Annotated in this window: 22 protein-coding genes; 10 read left to right on the forward strand and 12 right to left on the reverse strand. The window is 74.0% G+C overall.

Annotated features, from left to right (window positions below):
- The first annotated feature begins 159 nt into the window (after positions 1-159).
- The 6 genes from ACZ47G_RS02095 to ACZ47G_RS02120 all read left to right on the forward strand — a co-directional run bounded on the left by ACZ47G_RS02095 (position 160) and on the right by ACZ47G_RS02120 (position 6,471).
- Entirely contained in the window at positions 160-600 is a 441-nt protein-coding gene (locus ACZ47G_RS02095; RefSeq protein ID WP_465739510.1) for a hypothetical protein, read from the forward strand.
- Positions 597-1,355: a helix-turn-helix domain-containing protein gene (locus ACZ47G_RS02100; RefSeq protein ID WP_465739511.1), complete on the forward strand. Its 759-nt coding sequence runs from the start codon at positions 597-599 to the stop codon at positions 1,353-1,355. Before ACZ47G_RS02095 ends, ACZ47G_RS02100 begins: the two co-directional genes overlap by 4 nt.
- Positions 1,356-1,376: 21 nt before the next feature.
- Positions 1,377-1,625: a helix-turn-helix domain-containing protein gene (locus ACZ47G_RS02105; protein WP_465739512.1), complete on the forward strand. Its 249-nt coding sequence runs from the start codon at positions 1,377-1,379 to the stop codon at positions 1,623-1,625.
- Between the two features lie 772 nt (positions 1,626-2,397).
- On the forward strand, positions 2,398-3,705 hold the full coding sequence (locus tag ACZ47G_RS02110; RefSeq protein WP_465739513.1) for a DUF3987 domain-containing protein: 1,308 nt from the start codon (positions 2,398-2,400) through the stop codon (positions 3,703-3,705).
- Between the two features lie 1,115 nt (positions 3,706-4,820).
- Positions 4,821-5,054, forward strand: coding sequence for a helix-turn-helix domain-containing protein (locus tag ACZ47G_RS02115; protein WP_465739514.1), 234 nt, complete (start codon positions 4,821-4,823; stop codon positions 5,052-5,054).
- A 178-nt stretch (positions 5,055-5,232) separates the two neighbouring features.
- On the forward strand, positions 5,233-6,471 hold the full coding sequence (locus ACZ47G_RS02120) for a tyrosine-type recombinase/integrase (protein ID WP_465739515.1): 1,239 nt from the start codon (positions 5,233-5,235) through the stop codon (positions 6,469-6,471).
- Positions 6,472-6,552: 81 nt separating this feature from the next.
- Here the strand turns inward: ACZ47G_RS02120 and ACZ47G_RS02125 are convergent, their stop codons facing one another.
- Entirely contained in the window at positions 6,553-7,311 is a 759-nt protein-coding gene (locus ACZ47G_RS02125) for a phosphoglyceromutase (RefSeq protein WP_380462449.1), read from the reverse strand.
- A 150-nt stretch (positions 7,312-7,461) separates the two neighbouring features.
- Here ACZ47G_RS02125 and ACZ47G_RS02130 point away from each other — a divergent pair, with 150 nt between their 5' ends.
- Positions 7,462-8,790, forward strand: a complete 1,329-nt coding sequence (locus tag ACZ47G_RS02130) for an MDR family MFS transporter (protein WP_465739516.1) — start codon at positions 7,462-7,464, stop codon at positions 8,788-8,790.
- Between the two features lie 72 nt (positions 8,791-8,862).
- Here the strand turns inward: ACZ47G_RS02130 and ACZ47G_RS02135 are convergent, their stop codons facing one another.
- Together ACZ47G_RS02135 and mshA are read right to left on the reverse strand one after the other, a co-directional pair.
- A complete protein-coding gene (locus ACZ47G_RS02135; RefSeq protein ID WP_380462447.1) occupies positions 8,863-9,375 on the reverse strand; it encodes a type III secretion system chaperone family protein in 513 nt (170 codons plus the stop codon).
- A 61-nt stretch (positions 9,376-9,436) separates the two neighbouring features.
- Positions 9,437-10,807 (reverse strand): D-inositol-3-phosphate glycosyltransferase, encoded by a 1,371-nt coding sequence (mshA, locus tag ACZ47G_RS02140; protein ID WP_380462446.1) that lies wholly within the window; start codon positions 10,805-10,807, stop codon positions 9,437-9,439.
- Between the two features lie 227 nt (positions 10,808-11,034).
- On the opposite strand from mshA, the gene ACZ47G_RS02145 reads away from it, so the two are divergent.
- Entirely contained in the window at positions 11,035-11,868 is an 834-nt protein-coding gene (locus tag ACZ47G_RS02145; RefSeq protein WP_465739517.1) for a methyltransferase domain-containing protein, read from the forward strand.
- A 190-nt stretch (positions 11,869-12,058) separates the two neighbouring features.
- Here the strand turns inward: ACZ47G_RS02145 and ACZ47G_RS02150 are convergent, their stop codons facing one another.
- Complete coding sequence (locus ACZ47G_RS02150) at positions 12,059-12,619, reverse strand: O-acetyl-ADP-ribose deacetylase (RefSeq protein WP_465739518.1); 561 nt, start codon at positions 12,617-12,619, stop codon at positions 12,059-12,061.
- Between the two features lie 239 nt (positions 12,620-12,858).
- Here ACZ47G_RS02150 and ACZ47G_RS02155 point away from each other — a divergent pair, with 239 nt between their 5' ends.
- On the forward strand, positions 12,859-14,472 hold the full coding sequence (locus ACZ47G_RS02155; RefSeq protein WP_465739519.1) for a PP2C family protein-serine/threonine phosphatase: 1,614 nt from the start codon (positions 12,859-12,861) through the stop codon (positions 14,470-14,472).
- 63 nt (positions 14,473-14,535) lie between these two features.
- On the opposite strand, the gene ACZ47G_RS02160 is transcribed toward ACZ47G_RS02155, so the two are convergent.
- The 7 genes from ACZ47G_RS02160 to ACZ47G_RS02190 form a co-directional block, all read right to left on the reverse strand.
- Positions 14,536-14,886, reverse strand: coding sequence for a DUF2516 family protein (locus ACZ47G_RS02160; RefSeq protein ID WP_465739520.1), 351 nt, complete (start codon positions 14,884-14,886; stop codon positions 14,536-14,538).
- A gap of 145 nt (positions 14,887-15,031) precedes the next feature.
- A complete protein-coding gene (locus tag ACZ47G_RS02165) occupies positions 15,032-15,535 on the reverse strand; it encodes a hypothetical protein (RefSeq protein WP_465739521.1) in 504 nt (167 codons plus the stop codon).
- 2 nt (positions 15,536-15,537) lie between these two features.
- Positions 15,538-15,945 carry a helix-turn-helix domain-containing protein gene (locus ACZ47G_RS02170; RefSeq protein WP_380462439.1) on the reverse strand — a complete coding sequence of 136 codons (408 nt, stop codon included), beginning with the start codon at positions 15,943-15,945 and terminating at the stop codon, positions 15,538-15,540.
- 474 nt (positions 15,946-16,419) lie between these two features.
- Positions 16,420-17,502, reverse strand: coding sequence for a DNA polymerase III subunit beta family protein (locus ACZ47G_RS02175; protein ID WP_465739522.1), 1,083 nt, complete (start codon positions 17,500-17,502; stop codon positions 16,420-16,422).
- A 34-nt stretch (positions 17,503-17,536) separates the two neighbouring features.
- Positions 17,537-18,418 (reverse strand): RNA polymerase sigma-70 factor, encoded by an 882-nt coding sequence (locus ACZ47G_RS02180; RefSeq protein WP_465739523.1) that lies wholly within the window; start codon positions 18,416-18,418, stop codon positions 17,537-17,539.
- An 86-nt stretch (positions 18,419-18,504) separates the two neighbouring features.
- On the reverse strand, positions 18,505-18,708 hold the full coding sequence (locus ACZ47G_RS02185; protein ID WP_465739524.1) for a hypothetical protein: 204 nt from the start codon (positions 18,706-18,708) through the stop codon (positions 18,505-18,507).
- On the reverse strand, positions 18,705-21,863 hold the full coding sequence (locus ACZ47G_RS02190; protein ID WP_465739525.1) for a DEAD/DEAH box helicase: 3,159 nt from the start codon (positions 21,861-21,863) through the stop codon (positions 18,705-18,707). The genes ACZ47G_RS02185 and ACZ47G_RS02190 overlap by 4 nt, the downstream gene beginning before the upstream one ends.
- A gap of 215 nt (positions 21,864-22,078) precedes the next feature.
- Between ACZ47G_RS02190 and ACZ47G_RS02195 the strand changes: the two genes are divergently transcribed.
- Positions 22,079-22,684, forward strand: coding sequence for a YceI family protein (locus tag ACZ47G_RS02195; RefSeq protein WP_465739526.1), 606 nt, complete (start codon positions 22,079-22,081; stop codon positions 22,682-22,684).
- Positions 22,685-22,749: 65 nt separating this feature from the next.
- Here ACZ47G_RS02195 and ACZ47G_RS02200 read toward each other — a convergent pair whose 3' ends face one another.
- Positions 22,750-23,778: a LysR family transcriptional regulator gene (locus ACZ47G_RS02200; RefSeq protein ID WP_465739527.1), complete on the reverse strand. Its 1,029-nt coding sequence runs from the start codon at positions 23,776-23,778 to the stop codon at positions 22,750-22,752.
- Between the last annotated feature and the right edge of the window lie 90 nt (positions 23,779-23,868).

Consider the following 23,868-nt stretch of genomic DNA (forward strand, 5'->3'; position numbering starts at 1 on the left):
AGCGACTGCCTACCTTGGGTATCGCAAGAGAGCGACAGCCCCCCTAAGCAGCACGGGGAACGGGCTTAGCGCTTCTCTGACCTGCCCAAACGCAGCGAAGCGGCGCCCCAACCGCCAAGTCAGTACGCCGCTTCGTGCCCCGGTGAAGGGAGTTCCATCATGCACGCTCCGCTGGTTTCTCAGCCGTCGCTGACGGTCGGCCCGATCGAGAACAACGTCTCGCTGTTCGGCGAGGCGGACCGAGGTGAGAGCGAGCCGCGCCTGTCGGTGCGGGTGTCGATGTCGCTGCGGTTCTTCGAGCTGGTGGGCCTGCTGGCCTTCCACCCGGAGATGATGCTCACCACCTCGGACCTGACGAAGTCGGAGGAGCTGGCGGAGGCGCTGCGGTTCGCGCTCGTCAGTTCCGACATCCGCCAGATCGAGGAGTACGCGGAGCTGGCCGAGACCGCGCTGTCGCACCCGCGTCGGGCGTTCCACGCCTCCACCAAGCTGGTGGCCGAGGCCGTGACCCGCACGTTCGGGATGACCGCCCCGCAGCCGCCCGCCGCCCCGGCGGTGTCCCTGGTGGCCCCGGCCGCCCGCAAGGCGGTGGCAGCGTGAGCACCACGGCGACGAAGGTGGCGGGCAACGCCCGGCTGCGGGCCGCACTGGTGACCTCGAACATGACCATCGAGGGCCTGGCCCACGCGGTGGGCACGGACCCGCGCACGGTGGAGCGCTGGCTCAACGAGCCCGGCCGCACCCCGTATGCCCGCCACGCCCACCAGGTGGCCAAGCTGCTGCACGCCGACCCCTACGAGGTCTGGCCGACCCTCGGCAGCCGCCGCAAGACCAGCGCGCAGCCCCGGGACGAGCTGTTGGCCTGGTACCCGACCCGGGGCGCCGCCCCGGCCGCCCTGTGGGCCACGCTGCTGCGTGGCGCGGGCGACCGGATCGACCTGGCGCTGTCCTGCGGGCTGTTCCTCGCCGACGCCGTCCCGGACCTGGTCGCCCTGCTGGCCGAGCGCGCCGCCGCCGGGACCCGCGTGCGCCTGGCGCTGCCGGACCCGACGCAGGCGGCGACGCAGAACGAGGCCACCCGCCTGCTGCTGGTCGAAGACCTCTACACCGCCCTCCAGGACGTGCCCGGCGTCCGCCTGGTCCGCCACGGCGGCCTGGCGAACGACGTCGTGCGGGCGGACGAGCAGCTCCTGGTGATGCCGAAGGTGGACGGCTGCCCGCCGGCCGCCGCCCCGGTCCTGCACCTCAAGCGCCTCGACCACGCCCCGCTCACCGGCGCCTACCTCCTCGGCTTGGACCACGTCTTCACCACCGCCGTGCCGCTGGTGAGCATCCGCCGACTCGCCGCGGCCTGACCACCACCTTTCGGAGCAGCCATGAACAACCCCGACCCGCACCTGCCCTCGCTCGCCGAGCTGGTCAGCCACACCAGCCGGGAGCCGCTGACGGTCAAGCAGATCGCCGCCGCGCTCGGCACCACGAAGTGGACCGTGCACCGCGAGATCAACTCCGGCCGCCTGCCGCACTACCGCATCGGCTCCCACATCCGCGTCCAGCGCTCGGTCTTCAGGACCTACCTGAAGGACTTGAACGTCCCCGTCGGCATCACCGGCATCGCCGGCTGACAGACCCGGCTCCAACAGCGCTCACGCCCGCTCACGGGCGCTCACGGACCGCTCACCGAGCGCCGCTGAAGTCCGGAGGGCCGGGCCTGAAACGGTCGCCGGTGAACCTGAAACGGCGCCCGGTCCGGGCGGGTGTCCGCCGGTGCCGCCGGGGTGCTCATCCTCGCTCACAGGCCGCTCATCGGGCGCTGTTGAAGCCGGGACGGGTGGACCTGAAGAAGCCACCGCCGCGCCTGAAACGGCCCGGGATCGGTACGGGCGTTCGCCGGTGCCGCCGGGGTGCTCATCCTCGCTCACGGCTCGCCCACCGACCGGGGCTGAAACCCCGGCCCCGTCCTTGAAGCGGCCCGGGGTGCGGTTGAAACGCCCGGCCGTGGACCTGAAACCGCTGGTCGGAAGCCATGAATGCCGATGAGTATCCGGCTCAGGCCGGAGGACAGCGGTGCTGGAGGAGCGCTTCTCCAGCCCCGCCATCAACCCGCCGGCCACCGGCCCGGCCACCGTTTCAGGCGCGGCGGTGGCCTCTTCAGGCCCGTCCGTGAGCGCCGGTGAGCATCCGACCGGCGGCCGGTGAATGCCTCCCCTTTAAGAGCGCTTCTCCTCGGCGGACCGGGGCGAGCGTGCCCGGCCGAGCATCGCCAACTCCCCCAAGGAGAAGCGCTCTTAAGGGGGCAGTGAGCGCCCTGTCGAAGGAGTCCGAGCAGTGCGTGACCCACCACCCGACCACCCGTCCGCCCAGGCCGACCCGCCCCGCGAACCCGTCGGAGAACCCGTGTCTGTCGAAACCCTCCCCACCGCCACCGCTGACGGCCGACCACAGGCCGCCAACCCGCTGTACGACCCCGCCACCGGCATCGACCGCCCCGACCGGCCGGGCCCCGTCCCGGACCCGGAGGTGTTCTGCGGCTGGGCCGGGGACACCGTCCGCGACCTCGACCCCACCAGCGAGGCCGACCCCGTGGGCGTGCTGGTGAACCTGCTGTCCGCCGCCGGTGCCGCGATCGGCCCCAGGCCGTTCCTGTGGATCGGCAACGACCGCCACCCCGCCCTGATCTGGGCCCTCACGGTCGGCGCCACCGCCGCCGGACGCAAGGGCGCCGCCACCAACACCGTCAAGCGCCTCCTGACGGCCGCCGTGCCGGACTTCATCGCCACCAACGCCCGCTCCGGCCTCTCCTCCGGCGAAGGCCTGATCGAGGCGGTCCGCGACGGAGACGGCGACAAGGACCCCGGCATCACCGACAAGCGCCTGTGGGTCATCGAGTCCGAGTACGGCGTCACCATGGCCCGCGGACGCCGCGAAGGCTCCTCCCTGAGCGGCATCCTGCGCCAGGCCTGGAACGGCGAAGACCTCGGCGTCATGAACCGCGAGGCCCTGTCCGCCACCGCCCCGCACATCGCCGTCATCGGCCACATCAGCCCGCGCGAACTGCGGGCCAAGATGCAGGACGCCGAGATGGCCGGCGGCACCTACAACCGCTTCCTGCCGGTCTTCGTCCACCGCAACCTGCTGCTGCCCGACGCCACCGGCGCCCCGGACGGCCTGATCGACAACCTCGCCACCGCCTGGCGCACCGTCCTCTCCGACGCCCGGCAGGTCAGCGAAGTCCAGCTCACCGAGCAAGCCGCCCAGCTCTGGCGCGAGGAGATCTACCCCGCCCTGTGCGGGGACGAGGCCGACGACGGCCCGCTCGCCGAGTTCACCGCCCGCGCCGCCCCCTACGCCAAGCGCGCCGCCATGGTCTACGCCCTGACCGACCACACCGACCGCATCGGCGAGACCCACCTCCGGGCCGCCTGGGCCCTGGTCCGGTACGCCCGCGCCAGCGCCGCCCACATCCTCGGCGCCATGGCCGACGGCACCGGTGACCCGGACCTGGACAAGCTCGCCGCCGCCGTGAAGGCGGCCGGGCCGAACGGGCTGACCGGTGACGAGGTGTACCGGCTGTTCAAGCGCCGCAACGCCGCCTACCGCTCCGACCTCACCGCCCGCCTGTGCGAACTCCCCGGCTTCGCCGCCGTCCAGGTACCCGGCGACGGCCGCCACCGCACCGTCTACCTCTTCGCACCCCCCGGGTGAAAAGGGTGAGAAGGGTGGAAAGCCCGCTGACCTGCGAAAACGCCGGGTGAAAAGGCGGGTGGAAAGGGGTGGAAAGCCCCCGACCACCCGCAGCCCCCGACCCTTTCCACCCCTTTCCACCCCTTTCCACCCCGCTTTCCACCAGCCAAAACCGCAGGTCATCCCCCTTATCAACCTTTCCACCCTTTCCACCACGCACCCCAGAACGGAGAACCACCGCCATGACCCGCCCCACCGCCACCAGCCCCGGCCGACCGTCCAGCACACCGGCCACCACGACGCCCCGCGCGCGCTCCCCACCACCCTCGGCCGGGGAGAAGAAACCACCCCGCCCCCTCGGCGGTCGGGTGGCCTCTTCAACCCCCGGCCAGACGGCCACCGGACCCGCCGGCCGACCGGCCCGCCCACCGTCCTCCGCGACGCTTCGTAATCTCCCCCCACCCACCCCCCACCCGAAAAACCCCTCCCCCACCCGCTCAGGGGCCCGGGAGGCCGTTCTCCGGCCGGGTGGGGGGTGGGTGGGAGGTCACGCTCCGCGCTCACCATCACCGCCCGATCCGTGAATCCGGGAGCCCCACGTACGCGTACACGCGTACGCGCGAGGAAGCCCCCGGCCGACACAGCGTCACCGAAGGACCGACCCCCGGCCGTCAGGCCCCAGGTGCCAGAAACCCTCTGACGCCGCTGACGCCCAAACCCCCGGGTAACGCGCGCACGCGCGCGAGAAACCCCCCGCCTGACGCGTCTGACACCCCGTTCTGACGCCCCTGACGCCCCACCCGGCAGCCACCCTGACGGCCCTGACACCCCACCCGCCGACCGTCCTGACGGCCCTGACGCCTCTGAGCCGACCATCCGAGGACCGTTCTGACGGGTCCTGACGGCTCTGACACCCCCGACGCCATCACCCACCGCAACCACCCCGGTCGGCCCGGCACCGCCTGCCCGACCCACCTGTCACCTGTCGCCTGTCGCCCCCACCCCGAAACAGGCCCCACAGCCCCGAAACTACCCCCTGACCTGCGGACGACAGGCGACAGGACAGGTGACAGGCGACAGGTGACAGACAGGTGAGGCGACAGGCAGACGACAGCCCAACCGCCAAGGAGGACACCGTGGCCAACCGCCACACCCCGGACGACCCGCGACCCACCGTGGTCGCCCTGCCCACCCGCTTTCTCACTCCCGAGGACGTCGCCGCCCTCTTCGGCGTCCCGCTGGAGACCGTCTACCAGTGGCGCCGCAAGCGCACCGGCCCGCCCGCCTTCCGCGTCGGCAGACACCTCCGCTACCACCCCGACGCCGTCGCCCAGTGGGTCTCCGACCAGACCCACCAGGCCGCCGCCTAGGCCAACTGTCAGGTGACAGGCGCCAGTCGGCGACTGTCACCTGAGGCCGATTCCCCCAGGTAACGCGTGCGCGCGAGGGGTGACAGGCACCGACTGGCACCCCTCTGTCACCCCCGCTGGGACCTGATCTTCAACCCTCTGGCACCCCGCTACAGACACCACCACAAGGAGCGGCCCCATGGCCGGACACATCCAAGACCGCTGGTACAAGACCGAGAACGGCCCCGACGGCAAGCCGCAGCGCATCCGCACCGATCGCTACGGCACCGGCAAGCGCTACCGCGCCCGGTACGTCGCCCCGGACGGTACCGAGAAGAGCAAGAGCTTCCCCGACCGGCAGAAGCGGCAGGCGGAGGAGTGGCTGGCCCGGATCGAGGCCGACATGTCGCGCGGCCAGTACCTCGACCCGACGACGGCGAAGACCACGTTTCAGGAGTTCGCCGAGCAATGGCTGAGGAGCCAGACCAGCGACCCCAACACGCAGGCCTCGATGCAGTCGCAGCTGCGGCGGCACGCCTTCCCGCGGATCGGGGCCCGGCCGCTCAGTGCGTTCCAGCCCAGCCACATCCGGGAGTTCGTGGCTGAGTTGGAGACCTCCGGCATGTCGGGGTCGTACGCCCGGGTGATCTTCTCCAACGTACGGGCCGTGCTGAGCGCGGCCGTGGACGACGGCATCCTGCTCCGGAACCCGTGCGTCGCCCAGACCGTGCGCCCGCCGGTCGTCGGGGCCCGGCGGGTCGTCCCGTGGGAGCCGGAGCGGGTGTTCGCCGTTCGGGAGGCCATGACCGAGCGGTACCGGGCGACGGTGGACGTGGGCGCCGGCTGCGGGCTTCGGCAGGGCGAGATCCTGGGCCTGGCCGTGGACGCGCTGGACTTCGACGCGAGCACGATGCACGTCACCCAGCAGCTCAAGCTGAGCCGGAGCAAGCCGGTGTTCGCGCCGCCGAAGGGCGGGACGCTGCGGAGCGTGCCGCTCCCCCGGCCGGTGGCCGACGCGCTCAGGGCCCACATGGAGCGGTTCCCGGCGGTGGAGATCACGCTGCCGTGGATGAAGGTGGGTGGACCGCCGCTGACGAAGCGCCTGATCTTCACCAGCCTGTCCGACTCGATCGTCTGGCGCGGCATGCTGAACGAAGACCACTGGAAGCCCGCGCTGGCCGCCGCCGGGGTCATCCCGACGCCGGGCAAGGGGGAGTCCTACGCATCCGCCCGCGAGCACGGCATGCACGCACTCCGGCACTTCTTCGCGTCGGTCCTGCTGGACGCCGGGGAGAGCATCAAGGCCGTCAGCGAGTACCTGGGCCACGCCGATCCCGGGCTGACGCTCCGGGTGTACGCCCACCTGATGCCGGACAGCCGGCACCGGGCTCGTAAGGCGATCGAAGGGATCTTCACGCCCCAAGATCACGAAGGCTGACGGCCCATAGACGGCCCAGGAATGAAAACGGCCCTTCACCAGCGCCAAAAGCACAGGTGAGGGGCCGTTTCGGCAGGCGGATTACTTCTTGCCCTGGTTCTTGACCGCCTCGATGGCGGCCGCGGCGGCGTCCGCGTCGAGGTAGCGGCCGCCCTTGGCGACCGGCTTGAAGTCGGCGTCCAGCTCGTAGACCAGCGGGATGCCGGTCGGGATGTTCAGGCCCGCGATGTCGGCGTCGGAGATGCCGTCGAGGTGCTTGACCAGCGCGCGCAGGCTGTTGCCGTGGGCGGTGACCAGGACGGTCTTGCCGGCGGCGAGGTCCGGGACGATGGCGTCGTACCAGTACGGGAGCATCCGCTCGACGACGTCCTTCAGGCACTCGGTGCGCGGACGCAGCTCGCTCGGGATGTCGGCGTAGCGGGCGTCACCGGCCTGCGAGTACTCGGCGCCGTCGGCCAGCACCGGCGGCGGGGTGTCGTAGGAGCGGCGCCACAGCTGGAACTGCTCCTCGCCGAACTCGGCCAGGGTCTGGGCCTTGTCCTTGCCCTGCAGCGCACCGTAGTGGCGCTCGTTCAGGCGCCAGCTGCGGCTGACCGGGATCCAGTGCCGGTCGGCCTTGTCCAGGGCGATCTGCGAGGTCCGGATGGCGCGGCGCAGCAGCGAGGTGTGCACCACGTCGGGGAACAGGCCCTCGGCGGCCAGGAGCTCGCCACCGCGGGCGGCCTCCTTCTCGCCCTTCTCGTTGAGGTCGACGTCGACCCAACCGGTGAACAGGTTCTTCTGGTTCCACTGGCTCTCGCCGTGACGGAGCAGGATGAGTCGGTACGTCGTGTCAGCCATGGCCCCCAGCTTAGTGGAGGGCCCGAAAACCCCTGGTGGGGACCTTGGGCGGCTGGGTAATCTGTGCCGCGGCTATCTGCCGCTTACACCCGTCGGCTGACCGGGCCTGCCCGCGCCGCTCAGCGGACGCCTGCCCTCGGGAGCCCCCACATGCCCGTCGCCCCGGCCACCGACCCCCGGTTCCGAAGAATGGTCCGCGAGACGACGGGCGGGTTGCCGCGGGCGTTCTGGTGGCTCTGGGTCTCGACGCTGGTCAACCGGCTCGGCGCGTTCGTGGTCACCTTCCTGTCGCTCTACCTCACCAGCGACCGGGGGTACTCGGCTTCCTACGCGGGCCTGGTCGCCTCCCTGTTCGGGCTCGGGGCGGCGATCTCGTCGATCGTCGCCGGCATCCTGGCCGACCGGATCGGCCGCCGGCCGACCCTGCTCGGCGCCCAGCTCGGCACCGCCCTGTGCACCGCCGTGCTCGGCTTCACGGACGGCCAGGTGGCGATCGCCGTGGTGGCCTTCCTGGTCGGCTTCTGCAACAACGCCACCCGGCCGGCCATCTCGGCGATCATCGCGGACATCGTCCCGGCCGCCGACCGGGTCCGTGCCTACTCGCTGAACTTCTGGGCGATCAACCTGGGCTTCGGCCTCTCCTCGGCCGTCGCCGGCCTGATCGCCACCTACGGCTACCTCACGCTGTTCCTGCTGGACGCGGTCTCCACGCTGCTCTGCGCGGTGGTGATCTTCGTCAGGATCCCGGAGACCAAGCCCGACGCCCCGGCGGCGCGGGCGGACGAACCGGCGGTCGGCCTCGGCACGGTGATCCGCGACAGCCGCTTCATGGCGGTGGTCGGGCTCACCCTGCTGCTCGCCCTGGTGATGCAGCAGTCCTCCACCACGCTCCCGGTGGCGATGGGCGAGCAGGGGATCACCTCCTCCCAGTACGGCCTGGTCATCGGCCTGAACGGGCTGCTGATCGTGCTGTTGCAGATCCCGCTCACCCGGTGGGTCGAAGGGCGCAGTCGAACGGCGATGCTGGCGGCCGCCGCGCTGCTGATCGGCTGGGGCTTCGGGATGACGGCCCTGGCCGGGACGTCGGCGTGGTTCTACGCCGTCACCGTGGCGGTCTGGACGATCGGGGAGATCGGCTACACGCCGACCCTGATGGGTCTGGTCGCCGAGCTGTCCCCGACCCATGCGCGCGGCCGCTACCAGGGCGTCTACTCGCTCTCCTGGTCGCTCGCCCTCTTCCTCGGCCCGGCCGTGGGCGGTGTGGTGCTGGACCACGCCGGTGGCGGGGTGCTGTGGGGCGCGTGCGGGGTGTGCGGCACGGTCGCCGCGGTCGGGTACGCGGTGCTGGGGAAGCGGTCCGGAGCCCCGGCCGGGGCGACCGGCACCGGGGTCGTGGCGGCCGTCGCGGTGGCGGCGCCCGGGACTGAGGCCGAGACGGCGGCCGGGGCGGCGGCCGAGACGGCTCCGGCGGGCGCCTGAGCGGCCCGGCCCGGGTCGGCCGGAGTCGGTCGGTCGGAGTCGGTCGGTCGGAGTCGGTCGGTCGGAGACCGGTCAGTCGGCGGTCGGGGCGGCCAGGTGGGCGAAGGCGGCCAGGTTGCGGGTGGACTCCCCGCGCTTGGTGCGCCACTCCCACTCGCGCCGGATCGCCGAGGCGAAGCCCAGCTCCAGCAGGGTGTTGAAGGGCTCGTCGGCGTTCTCCAGCACCGTGCCGAGCAGCCGGTCGACGGCGTCCGGGGTGAGCACCTCCAGCGGCAGCCGGCCGGCCAGGTAGACGTCGCCGAGCGCGTCCATCGCATAGGCGACGCCGTAGAGGCGGGTGTTGCGCTCCAGCAGCCAGCGGTAGACGGCCTCGTGGTTCTCGTCCGGGCGGCGGATCACGAAGGCGTTCACCGACAGGGTGTGGTCGCCGACCCGCAACGCGCAGGTGGTGCTCAGCTTGCGGGTGCCCGGGAGGGTCGCCACCAGGGTGTACGGGTCGGTGGCGGCCGGCTCCCAGGCCACCCCGGCGTCGTCCAGGGCGGTGCGCAGGAGGGTCAGGGCCTCGTCCTTGGTGCGGATTGCCATGGGGGTGACGTTACTCGGCGGTACCTCTCTCCGGCAGCCCGGGCGGACCCGCCCGGGCCCCTCAGGCCCGGCGGCGGGCCACCGCCAGCCGGCCGGCCGGGCGGGCCAGGCTGCCGGCGTACACCTCGGCGGTGGTCGCCGCGGCGGTGTCCCAGCCGAAGGCGGCCGCGTGCCGGGCCGCCGCCGCGCCGCGCCGGGCCACCAGCGCCGGGTCGGTGACGTACGGCTCCAGCGCGTGCGCCCACGCCATCGGGTCGTGGCCGTGCACCAGGGTGCCGGACTCGCCGTCCCGCACGGCGACCGGCAGGCCACCGACCGCGGCCGCCACCACCGGGGTGCCGCAGGCCTGGGCCTCCAGCGCGACCAGGCCGAAGGACTCGCTGTACGAGGGCATCACCAGGGCCGTCGCCGCGCGGTACCAGTCCGCCAGCCGGGCCTGGCCGACCGGGGGGTGGAAGCGCACCACGTCGCCGATGCCCAGCTGGGCGGCCAGCTTGTGCAGGCTCTCCGGGCGGGCCAGCCCGGTGCCCGACGGCCCGCCGACCACCGGCACCACCAGCCGCTCGCGCAGCTCCGGACGGCGCCCCAGCAGCGCGGCGACCGCCCGCAGCAGCACGTCCGGTGCCTTCAGCGGCTGGATCCGTCCGGCGAACAGCAGCACCGCGGCGTCCTGCGGCAGGCCCAGCCGGGCCCGGGCGTCGGCCCCGGCCCGCGGGCCGCCGGGGCGGAAGACGTCCAGGTTGACCCCGGGGTGGACGACGGCCAGCTGGTCCGGCCGGGCGGAGTAGTGCAGCGCCAGCTCGGCGGCCTCCTCGGTGGTGTTGGCGATCAGCCGGTCGGCCGCCTCGACCACCTGGGTCTCGCCGATCACCCGGGCCGCGGGCTCGGGCGTGTCGCCCTCGGCCAGCGCGGCGTTCTTGACCTTCGCCATGGTGTGCATGGTGTGCACCAGCGGCACCCCCCAGCGCTGCGCGGCCAGCCAGCCGACCTGCCCGGAGAGCCAGTAGTGCGAGTGCACCAGGTCGTAGTGGCCGGGGCGGTGGCCCGCCTCCGTCCGCAGCACCCCGTGGGTGAAGGCGCACAGCTGGGCCGGCAGGTCCTCCTTGATCAGACCCTCGTACGGTCCGGCGGTGACGTGCCGGACCAGCACGCCCGGGGCCAGCTCGACGGTCGGCGCGTCGTCCGAGCAGATCGCCCGGGTGAACACCTCGACCTCGATGTTGAGCTCGGCCAGGCGTTTCGCCAGCTCGACGATGTAGACGTTCATCCCGCCGGCGTCCCCGGTACCGGGCTGGTGCAGCGGCGAGGTGTGCACGCTGAGCATGGCTATCCGGCGCGGGCGGCGGCGGCCCGGGACCAGCGACTGCAGCCGGCCGCGCGCGGGCGCGGCGGACTGGGCACGGCGTACCGAACGGACGGGGTGCTGGATCACCTGGCTGAAGCCTCCTCGTGTGCGGCCCGTCTCGGCGGTCCGCGTGAACGGGCCGCCGCATGTCCGGTGTGCGCTGCCCCGTCCCGGGCACACATCACCACCAGTGTGCCAACCACCTCGCGGTCGTCCGGCATTCCCGGTCCCGGCGACCGGTCGGCCGGGGCGGCATCCGCACAGGTCAGGGCGGTGGCCGACCGGCTCCGCGGGCGCCGACTACCCTTCTGGGCATGGCTGCCTCCTTCGACCCCGCGACCGCCGCGCCCGCCCGCGGACGGACCGGACGGCCGGTCGGGACGGTCACCCGGGGCACCACCAACACCAACCGGCTGCGCCGGATGGACCGCTGGATCGCCCACACCCTGGGCCGGACGCTGCGCGCCGCCGAGCGGCCGCCGGTGGCGGTCGACCTCGGCTACGGCGCGGCGCCGTGGACGGCGGTGGAACTGGCCGGACGGCTGCGCACGGTGCGGCCCGACGTCCGGGTGGTCGGGATCGAGATCGAGCCGGAGCGGGTCGCGGCCGCGCTGCCCTACGCCGAGCCGCCGCTGCTCACCTTCCGGCGCGGCGGCTTCGAGGTGCCGCTGGACGGCGGCGGACCGGCCCAGCTGATCCGGGCGGCCAACGTGCTGCGGCAGTACGACGAGTCGGCGGTGGCCGGGGTGTGGGAGCGGCTGTGCGCCCGGCTCGCCCCGGACGGGCTGTTGGTCGAGGGCACCTGCGACGAGATCGGGCGGCGGCACGTCTGGGTCGCGCTGGGGCCGGAGGGGCCCCGGACGGTGACCTTCGCGGCCCGGCTGGGCGGCCTGGGCCAGCCCTCCGACCTGGCCGAACGGCTGCCGAAGGCGCTGATCCACCACAACGTGCCGGGGCGGCCGGTGCACGCCTTCCTGACCGACTTCGACCGGGCCTGGGCGGCGGCCGCGCCGTACGGGGCGTTCGGGGCGCGGCAGCGCTGGGTGGCGGCCTGCACCGCGCTGGCGGGCGGGTGGCCGCTGGTGGACGCGCGCGGGCGGTGGCGGCAGGGCGAGGTCACGCTGCCCTGGACGGCGCTCGCGCCGTAGCGGGCGGCTCGCGCCGTAGCCGCGCGTTCCGGGTGCGGGTGGGCGGCGAGGGCCTTCCCTTCGACTTTCACTCGAACGAGTTATCGAATATCTCTGGCGTGTTGACGCCTCGTCACGCCACGATGGACCCACCGGGCGGCGACACCACACGCCGCCCGGCGCTCACCCTGCCCGGCCCCACGGCCGGGTGTCAGCCCTCCGGCCCGAGCAGCTCCTCCCGGGCCCGTTCGAACACCCCGTACATCTCCGCCCCGAACAGCACGAACCGCACCTCCGCCAGCTCCGCCCCCGCCAGCGCGTCACCACCGCCCAGCACCTCGGCGACGGTGCCCAGCGCGATCCGGGCCGCGTCCGCCGGCGGCCAGCCGAAGATCCCGGCCGACACCGCCGGGAAGGCCACCGTGCGCGCGCCCAACCCGGCCGCCGTGCGCAGCGACTCGCGATAGCAGGAGGCCAGCAGCCCAGCCCGCTCCTCGTACTCCTCCGCCAGGTACACCGGCCCGACGGTGTGCACCACCCAGCGGGCCGGCAGCCGGCCCGCCGTGGTCGCCACCGCCCGCCCGATGGGCAGCCCCTTGCCCCAGTGCGAGGCCCGCAGCCGGCGGCACTCCTCCAGGATCTGCGGCCCGCCCTTGCGGTGGATCGCGCCGTCCACCCCGCCACCGCCCAGCAGGGACGAGTTGGCGGCGTTCACCACCGCGTCCACCCGCTGTTCCGTGATGTCACCCTCGACCAGGGTGATCCGTGTCACCACCACCTGCCCCCTTCCCCGGGCCCGTCCGACAGCCGCCGGACCGGGATCCGAGCCATTGTCCGAATCCGATCATCACGCCGCTACCGGCGTGGCAATAGCCACAACGGCGCCGGTCGGCCAGAGAAATCCCCGGAGATCACGTTATGGTCGCGAGAAGTTCCCCGAGGCGCGGTGCCAGGCGGGCACTGCGAACGGACGCCGGCCGTTACGCAGTCGGGGAAAGGGAGGAACCACCGATGCCCGCAACGGGAGACGGGCGGGCACCTGGTGCCGCGGACCTGCCGGGCGCCCACGACGGCGCCCCCGTCGGCCATGCCCGTACCCGCCAGGCGACCACCGGTCCGGCCACGGCCACTCCCCCGATACCCCACCCCCGCTCGCAGCCGCTCCGGACCGCGCACGGCACCCGCCACCCCTCCCACCCCGCCGGGACGGCGCCCACCCCGGCGGCCCCGGACGGTCCCGTCGACGGCGGCGACGCGCCACTGCGGCTGCTGGTCATCGAGGACGACGCCTCGGACGCCCAACTGATCAAGGCCGCGGTCGCCGACAGCGGCACCTCGATCGAGATCCACTGGGCCCGCGGCCTCGCACAGGCCACCCAACTGCTCGCCCAGTCCTCCCCCGCCGCCCGGCGCGGGCGCAACCGCGGCGGCGAGTTCGGCTGCGTGCTGCTCGACCTCGCCTCCCCCGCCGCCCGGGCCGGCGGGGCCTCGGACGGCCTGGAAGGCCTGCACGAACTGCTCCGCCGCGCCCCGCACCTGCCGGTGGTGGTGCTCACCGACGTCGCCGGGGCCGAACTCGGCGCCGCCGCCGTCGCCGCGGGCGCCCAGGACTTCCTGCTCAAGCACGAGACGGACGGCCCGCTGCTGGCCCGCGCCCTGCGCTACGCCGTCGAACGCAAGCGCGCCGACGAATCCCAACGCCGCCTGGTCGAGGCCGAGTTGCGCGGCCAGGAGAACGCCCGGCTACAGCGCCACCTGCTCCCCACCCCGCTGCTGGACGGCGCCGGCCTCTCCTTCACCCGGCGCTACCGGCCCGGCCGCCGCCGCGCCCTGCTCGGCGGCGACTTCTACGACGCCGTGCGCACCGACGACGGCACCGTCCACGTCGTGATCGGCGACGTCTGCGGCCACGGCCCGGACGAGGCCGCGCTCGGCGTCGCCCTCCGGATAGCGTGGCGCACCCTGGTCTTCGCCGGCCTCACCGGCGAGACCCTGCTCACCACGCTCCAGCACGTGCTGGAGCACGAACGGCGCAGCGACGAGATCTTCGCGACGCTCTGCATGCTCGTCATCGAGCCCAGCGGCGGCCGGAGCAGCGAGCCCGAGGGAGGCCGGAGCAGCGGACCCGGCGTCGGCCCGAGCACCGAACCCGGCGGAGGCCGGAGCAGCGGACCCGACGGAGGCCGGAGCACCGAACCCGGCGCGCTCGGCGGCCGCGAACGGGCCCGCCTCTACCTCGCCGGGCACCCGGCGCCGATGCTGCTCGGCCGCGACCACGCCCCGGCCAGCCTGCCCGCCGACCTCGCCGGGCCCGCGCTCGGCCTGCTGCCGTGCCACGACGGGGCGGCCGCCTGGCCCGCCCAAGAGCTCGAACTCCAGCCCGGCTGGCGGCTGTTGCTCTACACCGACGGGCTGATCGAGGGCCGGGTCGGGGCCGGGTCTCGCCGCCTCGGCCAGGACGGGCTCGCCGACCTGATCGCCGACCACCAGGCCGCCGGGCTCACCCGGGGGCGGCTGGTCGACAGCGCGATCGCCGAGGTCGAAGAGCTGAACGGCGGGGCGCTCACCGACGACGTCGCGGTGCTGCTGCTGGAACGGAATCCGGAGCAGCTGATCCTGGGCTGAGGCGGACAGACCGCAGCCCGGGCGGGGTGAACTCCCCTCCCGGGCTGCGGTGTTCCACTCGGTTCACCAGGGGCCGTACGGGCCGGTGTTGCTCCGGCCGCCGTGGCCGGTGCCGCCGGTCAGGGCCCGGATCGCGGGGCGGACGTCCACCACGTACACGATCGAGGCCACCAGGCCGGCCAGGGTGCCGATGCTGCCGAGGAAGTTCGCCCCGAACAGCAGGTCCCAGCCGAAGCTGATGCCCAGGACGGCCAGCCAGAAGCCCTTGGTCTTCTTGTCCGCCGCCCGGTAGGCGTCCTCCCGGCGGGTGGCCGCGTCGACCAGCGCGAAGAACTTGTAGCCGAGGATGGCCACGGCCATCCACCAGAACGGGTTCAGGTAGGAAAAGGCCAGGATCTGGAACACTCCGGTCATCGCGATCTCCTACGTCTCTCGGCTTGCTGCGCCCCGGCCGCCGCCCATCCTGGCACGGCGGCCGCCCGCACGGGGTGAACGTCCCGGCACCGGTGGATGTGCCCCGGGCGGCGGGCGCGTGCTCCGGGCGGCGGGGGGGGTGAGGTCAGTCGGTGGCGTCGGGGGTGTTCTTCCGGGCCTTCGCGGGCTTCTTCGGGGTGGGGATGGGAGCGGGGGCCGCGGCGGGGTCGTCCACGAGTTCGGCTTCGAGGGGCTCGGTGGGGTCGGCCTGGGGGCGGGCCTTGTCGACCACGACCTTGCCGCGCTCGGCCAGCTCGTCGTAGGTCTCCTTGGCGCGGACGGCCAGCTCCAGCGCGCGGGCCACCTGCTGCAGGGCGAAGCCCTGGGCCCGCTCCTGCAGGACCTTCAGGTCGGTGGGGAACGCGGTGACGGCCTCGGTGACCTTGGCCGGCGCGCCGGCCAGCAGCTCCTGCGCCTCGTGCAGCCTGGCGGTGGCCAGCTCCTGCGCGCCCTGGCGGTCTGCCGCCAGCGCCTCGACCTTGCCCGGCACCTCGCGCAGCTTCTCGTACGCGAGGTCCCCGGCGCCGGCCAGGGCGTACAGCGGGGTCGGGTCGGTGAGGGTCTTCTTGATCTCGTCGGTGATCGGCATGCTTACCGGTCCTCCCGGTGGGTGTTCTGGGTGGCCGCGCCGTCGGTCGTCGGGGTGGAGGCCGAAGCGGCGTTCTCCTTGAGGAAGGCGTCGTAGACCGCGAGCAGCGCCTGCTTCTGCTGCTCGTTGATCAGCGGATCGGCCAGGATCGAGGCCCGCAGTTCCAGGCCCTCACCCCGCCGCTCCTCCAGGATCCCGGCCTGGACGTACAGCGTCTCCGCCGAGATCCGCAGCGCCTTCGCGATCTGCTGCAGGATCTCCGCGCTCGGCTTGCGCAACCCTCGCTCAATCTGGCTGAGGTACGGGTTGGACACACCGGCGGCCTCCGCCAGCTGGCGCAGCGAGTATTGCGCGTTGCGGCGCTGTTCGCGGATGTACTCGCCGAGGGAGCCGACGTTGAGGGAGGCCATGGGGGTAGCTTGCGGGATTGTGCTTGCAATTGCAAGCAGGGTGCTAGCGGGGGGCTAGCGAGGGGGGCCGCTGCGCGGGGCTGTCGTTGGGGGGTGGGCTTTCGGGAGGGTGGGTGGCGCCGGGGGCGGTTCCGGGGGTGGGCGCTCCGGGGGCTGGGTGATTTTCCGACTGCCGACTCTGTGGGCGGGGGGTTGAGACCGTTGGCAGTCTGAAAATCACCCGTCACGCCCCTCTCCGCACCCACCCCCTCCACCGCCCCCTCCCGCAGCGCGTCCCTCTCGCCTGGGGCGGGTGGGGAGGGGGAGGGGGTGAGGTGGGGGGTGAGGGTGGGGTGGGGGGTGAGGGTGGGGGCGGGGTGGGTGCCGGAGACGTGCAGGAGGACGACTGGGGTTCCGGCGCCCCGGCGGGCGGCCCGGAGTGGGCCGCCCGCCGGGGGGCGGATCCTCATGCGGAGGGTCCGGGCAGGCGTTGCCTCAGGCGGGTTCGGGGAGGCGGATGGGCATCAGGACGGAGTAGGTGCCGGCGCGGCCGGGGGTGCGGATGGCGAGCGGGGCGATGGGGCCGCCGAGTTCGAGGAGGAGTTGTCCGGGGTTCGCGGCCTGGAGGGCGTCGAGGAGGAAGTCGCGGTTGAGGGCGATGTGGCGGTCGTCGGGGGTGGGGTCGTCGGTGACGGTGAGGTGGCCGTCCTCGGTGAGGGTCAGCACGGTGACCTGGCAGTCGGCGCCGTGCGGGCCGGAGGGGAGGGTGCGGGTGGCGCCGGTTTCGATGGCTGCGCGGAGGTCGGCGGCGGGCAGGGTGATCCGGTGCTGGGGGGCGAGGCGGGTGGCGGCGCGGTGGTCGGGGTAGTCGAGGTCGGGTGCGGTGCCCTCGATCCGGTGGCCGCCGGTCTCGGCGCGGAAGGTGCCGTCACCCAGGGCGAGGGTGACCTCGGCCGGGCCGTCGGGGAGCAGTGCGCGCAGGGCGTCGACCAGGGCGGTGGGGACGGTGGTGCCGGGGGTCGGCTGCTGGGGGGCGCCCATGGCGGGCAGTTCGGCGAGGGCCATCCGGTAGCGGTCGGTGGCGACCAGGCGCAGGACCGGGCCGTCCGGTTCGAACAGGACTCCGGCGAGGGAGGGCAGTTCGGGGTCACCGCAGACGGCGAAGCGGACCGCGTCCAGGGCGGCGGCCAGGCCGTCGGCGCGGACGGTGAGGCGCAGTTCGGCGGGGGTGGTGGTCATCGGGTGCTCCCTCTGCTCGATCATCGTGCGGATCAGGGAGAGCTCTCGGCGGGCGTCGGTCAGCCCGTCCTCCGGCCGGCGCAGGTGGGCGTCGAGGACCCGTTGGGCCCCGTGGCCGGCCAGGACGGCGCGGATGTCGGTCAGCGGCAGGCCGACCCGGCGGAGCCGGGCCAGCAGCCGGGCGTCGGCGAGTTGGCCCGGCCGGTACCAGCGGTAGCCGGTCTGCGGGTCGACCCAGGCGGGGGTGAGCACCTCGGCGCCGTCGTAGTAGCGCAGGGTGCCGACGCCCAGGCCGCTGGCGCGGGCCAGTTCGCCGATGCTGTGCAGCTCGCTCTCCATGCCGATGACTCTCGGGGCTCGACCTGGTCGAGGGTCAAGCGAGGTGGGTGAGCTTGTGGGGGTTGCGGACGGCGCGGACGGCGGAGACCAGGAGGGTGCCGTCCGGGCTCTCGGTGAAGTCGAGGACGGAGACGGAGTCGACGGCGCCGTCCACGGTGATCAGCAGGCCGGGCTGGCCGTTGACCAGGACCGGGCGGGCTTGCGCGGTCTCGCCCAGCTGGCGGAGCACGCCGAGGATGAAGCGGGCGACGTTCTCGGCGCCGGTGACCGGGCGGAGGGCGGCGCGGATCACGCCGCCGCCGTCGCTCCAGCTGGTGACGTCGGGGGCGAGCAGGGCGAGCACCCGGTTGAGGTCGCCGCCGACGCAGGCCGCCAGGAACTCGTCGGTGGCCCGGCGGCGCAGCTCCGGCGGGGCGTCGAAGCGGGGGCGGCGGGCGCGCACGTGCGCCCGGGCCCGGCTGCCGACCTGTCGGCAGGCGGCCTCGGTGCGGTCCAGGGCCTCGGCGATCTCCTGGTAGGAGAAGCCGAAGGCCTCCTTGAGGACGAACACCGCCCGCTCCAGCGGGGAGAGGCTCTCCAGCACCACCAGCAGGGCGAGCGAGACGCTCTCGGCGCGTTCGACGCCGTCGGTCGCGTCGGGCTCGGAGACCAGCGGCTCGGGCAGCCAGGGGCCGACGTAGGACTCGCGGCGGACGGCGGCCGAGTCGAGGCGGTTGAGGGCGAGGTTGGTGACCGTACGGGCCAGGTAGCCGGCCGGGCTGGCGACCGGGCCGGTGACCTGGCTCCAGCGCAGCCAGGTGTCCTGGACCAGGTCCTCGGCGTCGGCGACGCTGCCGAGCATCCGGTAGGCGATGCCGAAGACCATCCGCCGGTGCTGTTCGAAGTCGGCGAGCCGAGTGTCGAGGGTGTCGGTCACCCTCCGGACGCTACCGCAGGGAAGCCCCAGGGCGCGTCTGACAATTCGCGTCGGATCAGCGCGCGGCGGGAATTGTCAGACGCGCCCTAGGAGCGGAAGGCTTGGTAGGCGGGGGCGAGCAGGGTGGCGAGGTCGCGGCCGTGCACGGTGATGCCGGAGCGGCCGAGGCGGTGCAGCGAGGGTTCGTCGGGTTCGTCGGCCGGGGGTTGTGGGCGCAGGGTGAAGTCGCCGCGCCAGTAGGCGGCGACGTTGACCATCGGGGCCCTGGGGGGCGGTGGCTGGTCGGTCATGCGTCCTCCTCGGCGACGGCGTCCTCGCGGGTGAGGGTGACCAGTTCGCGCAGCGCTTCGGTGGGCAGGTCGGTGAGCCAGTGCTCGCCGGCGCCCACCACGGTGTCGGCCAACAGGCGTTTGGCGGTGAGGAGTTCGTCGATGCGCTCCTCGACGGTGCCGACGCAGGCCAGGCGGCGGACCTGGACGTCGCGGCGCTGGCCGATCCGGAAGGCGCGGTCGGTGGCCTGCTCCTCGACCGCCGGGTTCCACCAACGGTCCAGGTGGATCACCTGGTTGGCGGCGGTCAGGTTGAGGCCGGTGCCGCCGGCCCGTAGCGAGAGCAGGAACACCCGTGGGCCGTCCGGGGATTGGAAGCGTTCGACCAGTTCCTCACGGCGGGTGCGGGGGACGCCGCCGTGCAGGTAGAGCACCTCCTCGCCGAGTCGGCGTTCCAGGTACGGGCGGAGCATGGTGCCGAACTCGGCGTACTGGGTGAAGACCAGGGTGCGGTCCCCCTCGGCCAAGGCCTCCTCCAGCAGTTCGGCGAGCCGGGCGACCTTGCCCGACCGCTGGCCCAACGGGGAACCGTCGTGCAGCAGTTGGGCCGGGTGGTTGCAGACCTGCTTGAGCTTGCCGATCGCGGCCAGCACCGTGCCGCGCCGCTCCACGCCCCGGATGCCCTCGACCCGCTGGAGCAGGTCGGCGACCACCGCCTGGTAGAGGCCGGCCTGTTCGGCGGTGAGGTTGCACCAGACGGTCATCTCCTGCTTGGCGGGCAGCTCGGCCGCCACCGCTGGGTCCGACTTGAGCCGACGCAGCACGAACGGGGCGGTGCGGCGCCGGAGTTCGGCGGTGCGTTCGGGACTGCGGTGGAGTTCGACCGGGATCGCGTAGCGCTCCTTGAAGCGCTCGGCCGGGCCGAGCAGACCGGGGTTGGCGAAGTCCAGGACGGCGTGCAGTTCGGCGAGCCGGTTCTCCACCGGGGTGCCGGTCAGGGCGATCCGGTGCCCGGTGACGGGCAGTGCGCGGATCGCCCGGGACTGGGCGGTGCCGGTGTTCTTGATGTGCTGCGCCTCGTCGGCGACCACCCGGCGCCAGCGGATCGCGCGCAGCGCGGCGAGGTCCCGCTGCACCAGCCCGTAGGTGGTGATGACCAGGTCCGCGCCCCGTACGGCTTCGGCGAGTTGGCCGGCGGCGAGGCGGTCGGCGCCGTGGTGGACGTGGCGGCGCAGACCGGGGGCGAAGCGTTCGGCCTCGCGCTGCCAGTTGCCGACCAGGGACATCGGGCAGACCAGGAGGGTGGGGGCGGGTTCGGACCCGGCGGGCTGTTCGGCCTGTTCGGAGGCCAGCAGGGCCAGGGTCTGGACGGTCTTGCCGAGGCCCATGTCATCGGCCAGGACGGCGCCGAGGCCGAGCCGGGACATGGTCGCCAGCCAGGCGAGTCCGCGCTGCTGGTACGGGCGCAGTTCGGCGTGGAAGTCCGGCGGCAGGGAGGGGGGTTGGGCGGGGGTGGTGCCGGCGCCGGCGAGCAGGTCGCCGAGCGGGCCGTCCACCCGGACGCCGGTGACCGGCAGTCCGGCGACCGTGGCTTCCGGGTCGAGGGCGAGGCGCAGCAGGTCGGCGGCGGCCAGCAGGCCGTCGCGCTGTTCGGTGAGGAAGGCGAGCGCGGCGGCGATCTGGTCCGGGTCGGCCTCCAGCCAGGTGCCCCGGACCCGCACCAGGCCCTGTTTGGCGGCGGCGAGTTCGGCGAGTTCCCGTTCGGTGAGCGGGGTGCCGTCCGGGCCGAGGGCGGCCTGCCAGCGGAAGGCGACCACGGCGTCCCGGTCGACCTGGCTGGTGACGGCGAGGGTGCCGGGGGCGGGTGGGGTGGTGGCGCGCAGGGCCAGCCCGAGTCGGGGGCGGCGGCGCCACCAGGCGGGCAGCAGGACGCCGAAGCCGGCCTCGGCGAGTGCGGGGGCGGCGGTGCGCAGGAAGTCGAGGGCGCCGGAGCGGTCGAGCGGGAGGGCGGACGGGCGGGAGCGGTGGCGCAGCCCGTCCAGGGCGGGCCAGCGGTGGGCGGCGCGGGCGAGTTCGGCGACCAGGGTGTCGGTCGGGCCGGGGGCCTGCGGACTCTGCCCGGTCTTGCGGGCGAGGGCGGCGTGGGCCGGGCCGCCCTCGTGGACGTCGGCGGCGCGGACCAGCAGGGAGGGCTCGTCGACGGCCTGGAGCAGGAACTCCAGCCGCCAGGCGTCTTCGGAGGGACGGCCGTCGGGGTCGTCGTCGGCGGGACCGAGCGGTTCGACCAGGCGGAAGCAGAGTCGCAGGGCGGGGTCGGCGGGCTGGGCGGTGGCGTACCAGTCGTCGATCCGGCGGCGCAGCTCGGCGAGGTCCTCGGGCGGGGCTTCGACCTCGCCGGAGGGGGTGGTGAGGGCGTGCAGCCAGTGGCCGGCGGCGCTCCGGCCGGGGTCGGGGAAGGGGGTGTCGGCCAGCGCGGCGCGGGCCTCGGCGTCCACCAGGGCGGCCAGGGCGGCGTCGAGCAGTGCCTCGCCGGTGCCGGCGCCGGTGGGCCACTCGCCGAGCAGGACGGGTGGGCAGCCGGCCGCGAGTGCAGCGGCCTCGCGGCGGCCGGCCGGGGTGGGGTCGGGCTGCCAGCGGGCCCGGGGGCGGCCGTCGTCGAGGACGGGCAGGGGCAGCACCCGGCCCCGGCCGACCGTCCGCCAGGCGAGGTCGTGCACCCCGGTGAGCCAGCGCAGCGAGGGGCCGTAGACCACCTCGACCCGGCCGGTGCCGGGCAGGTCGGCGTCGGTGACGGCCCAGTCCGGGTCGTGGACCTCGCCGAGCAGTTGGGCGGCGGCGCCGGCGTCGAAGAGCAGCGCGGGCACCCGCCAGGGGGTGAGGACGGCGCCGCCGCGCGGCGGGGCGACGGGCAGGTCGGGCGAGGGGGCGGGCAGGGTGCCGACGGTGGGCAGCAGCAGGGTGGCCCAGCGTTCGGGAGCCTGGCCGGCGAGCCAGCCGAGGCCGGGGCCGATGCCGCCGAGCAGGGCGGCCAGGCTCGCGGCCGGGCAGGCGTAGGGGTGGGCGCGCGGGGTGGGCCGGTCGGGGCCGGGCTCGGCGACCCCGGGGTGGGCGCGGGCGTCCTCGGCCCAGAGCGCCAGCCGTCCGTCCGCCCGCCAGAGTGCGTGCAGGACGAACATGCGGGACCTCTCGGGGCGGGTGGGAACCGTCCTTCGCAGCCTAGCCGGGTGGTCGGACAGTGGCCGTCGGGTGGTTGGGCGGGCCGGGCCGTGGGCCGTTCGGGTGATCGGGAGGGGTTCTTCGGGGAGTGTGGTTGAAACTTGAACGAAAGCGTCGTACGGTGGAGCCAAGAAGTTGAAGCCTAAACAAATGGCTTCGAACCCGAGGAGGAGCCATGGGCCTGTTCAACCGCACCAAGACCGCCGCACCCGCCACCGCCCCCACCCCGGCCGGCCCGGACCTCTCGCACCTCACGGGCGACTGGACGATCGACGCCACCCACAGCGAGATCGGCTTCTCGGTCCGCCACGCGATGGTCACCAACGTCAAGGGCCGCTTCACCGAGTACGACGGCAAGCTGCACCTGGACGGCGCCACCCCGGGCAACTCCTCGGCCGACCTGGTGATCAAGGTCGGCAGCATCGACACCAACCAGGCCCAGCGCGACGAGCACCTGCGCACCGGCGACTTCTTCGCCGCCGAGACCTACCCGGAGATCCGCTTCCGCAGCACCTCCACCGAGGCGATCGGCGACGACTCCTACCGGATGACCGGCGAGCTGACCATCAAGGACGCCACCCGCCCGGTGGTCCTGGAGCTCGACTACACCGGCAGCGCCACCGACGCCTACGGTGCCGAGCGGGTCGGCTTCGAGGGCCGGACGGTCGTCGACCGCACCGCGTTCGGCCTGACCTACAACGCGGCGCTGGAGACCGGCGGCGTGCTGATCGGCGAGAAGGTCAAGCTCAGCTTCGACATCTCGGCCGTCAAGGCGGCCTGACCCGGCCGCTCCCCCAAGCCACCGCCCCTGCCTATCCCCCCGAGGCAGGGGCGGTGTCCTGTGCGCTATCCCCCCGAGGCAGGGGCGATGTCCTGCGCGACGGTATTCCGTACGGCGGCGACCAGCGCCGCGTCCGCCGGGGGCAGCCAGCTGCCCGCCGGGCGGGCCAGCCAGTCCTCGGCCGCGCCGAGTGCACCCGCCGCGGCGGCCAGTGCCCGCAGTCCGGGGTGGTGCTCGCCGGGCCGGTGCACCAGGCTGACCAGGCTCAGCGGCACCGGCTCCACCAGCGGCACGTTCACCGCCCCCGGGATCCTCGGCCCGCCGACCGTGGTCAGCATCGGGTCGCCGTGCCGGGCCAGGTAGCGGGCGGTCTCGTCCAGGCCCACCGGCGGGACGTACGGCTCGGCCGCGGTCAGGCCGTGTTCGCGCAGCAGCCGGGCGCCGAGGTCGGCCCACTCGGTGGTGGCCGGGTTGCCCGCGCAGATGTCGACGGGATGCCCGGCCAGGTCGGTCGGCCGCAGCACCGGCCGGCCGGCCAGCGGGTGGGTGTCCGCCATCATCACCGAGACGCGCTCCAACCGCACCGGCAGCTGGGCGAGTTGGCCGCGCAGCTGGGCGGGCAGCCCGGCGAAGCGGCCGAACGAGGCGTCCAGCCGGTGCGCCAGCAGTTCGGTGGCGGCCGCGGCCAGCCCGCCGTGGAAGCGGGCCAGCAGCTCGCCCTCGGGCCAGGCGGCGCGGGCCCCTTCGAGCACCCGGTCGGCGGTGAGGTCCGGACCGGTGACGTCGCTGTTGAGGTCGAGCAGCAGCGGCCGGGCGGCGGCACCGGCGCCGGTGCGGGCCTCGGCGAGGATCTCGTCGTGCAGGGCCAGCAGCCGGCGTGCCCGGGGCAGCAGTCGGTGCCCGGCCGGGGTGAGTTCGACGCTGCGGGTGGTGCGGGTGAACAGGGCGTCGCCGAGCAGGCCCTCCAGGGTGCGGATGTCCCGGCTGAGCGCCTGCTGGGCGACGTACAGCCGCTCGGCGGCCCGGCCGAAGTGCAGCGTCTCGGCGGTCGCGACGAAGCCGCGGAGCAGTCGGGGGTGCAGGTCACGGGGCATGGGCGGCAGATTAACAACACGGTGTTGTGGGTGGGGCGGAACAGGTGTTGGACGCCCGCCCGGCGATCGCCCGAGGCTTGGCACATCCCC

It is taken from the genome of Kitasatospora sp. NPDC030952 (genome assembly GCF_055571335.1).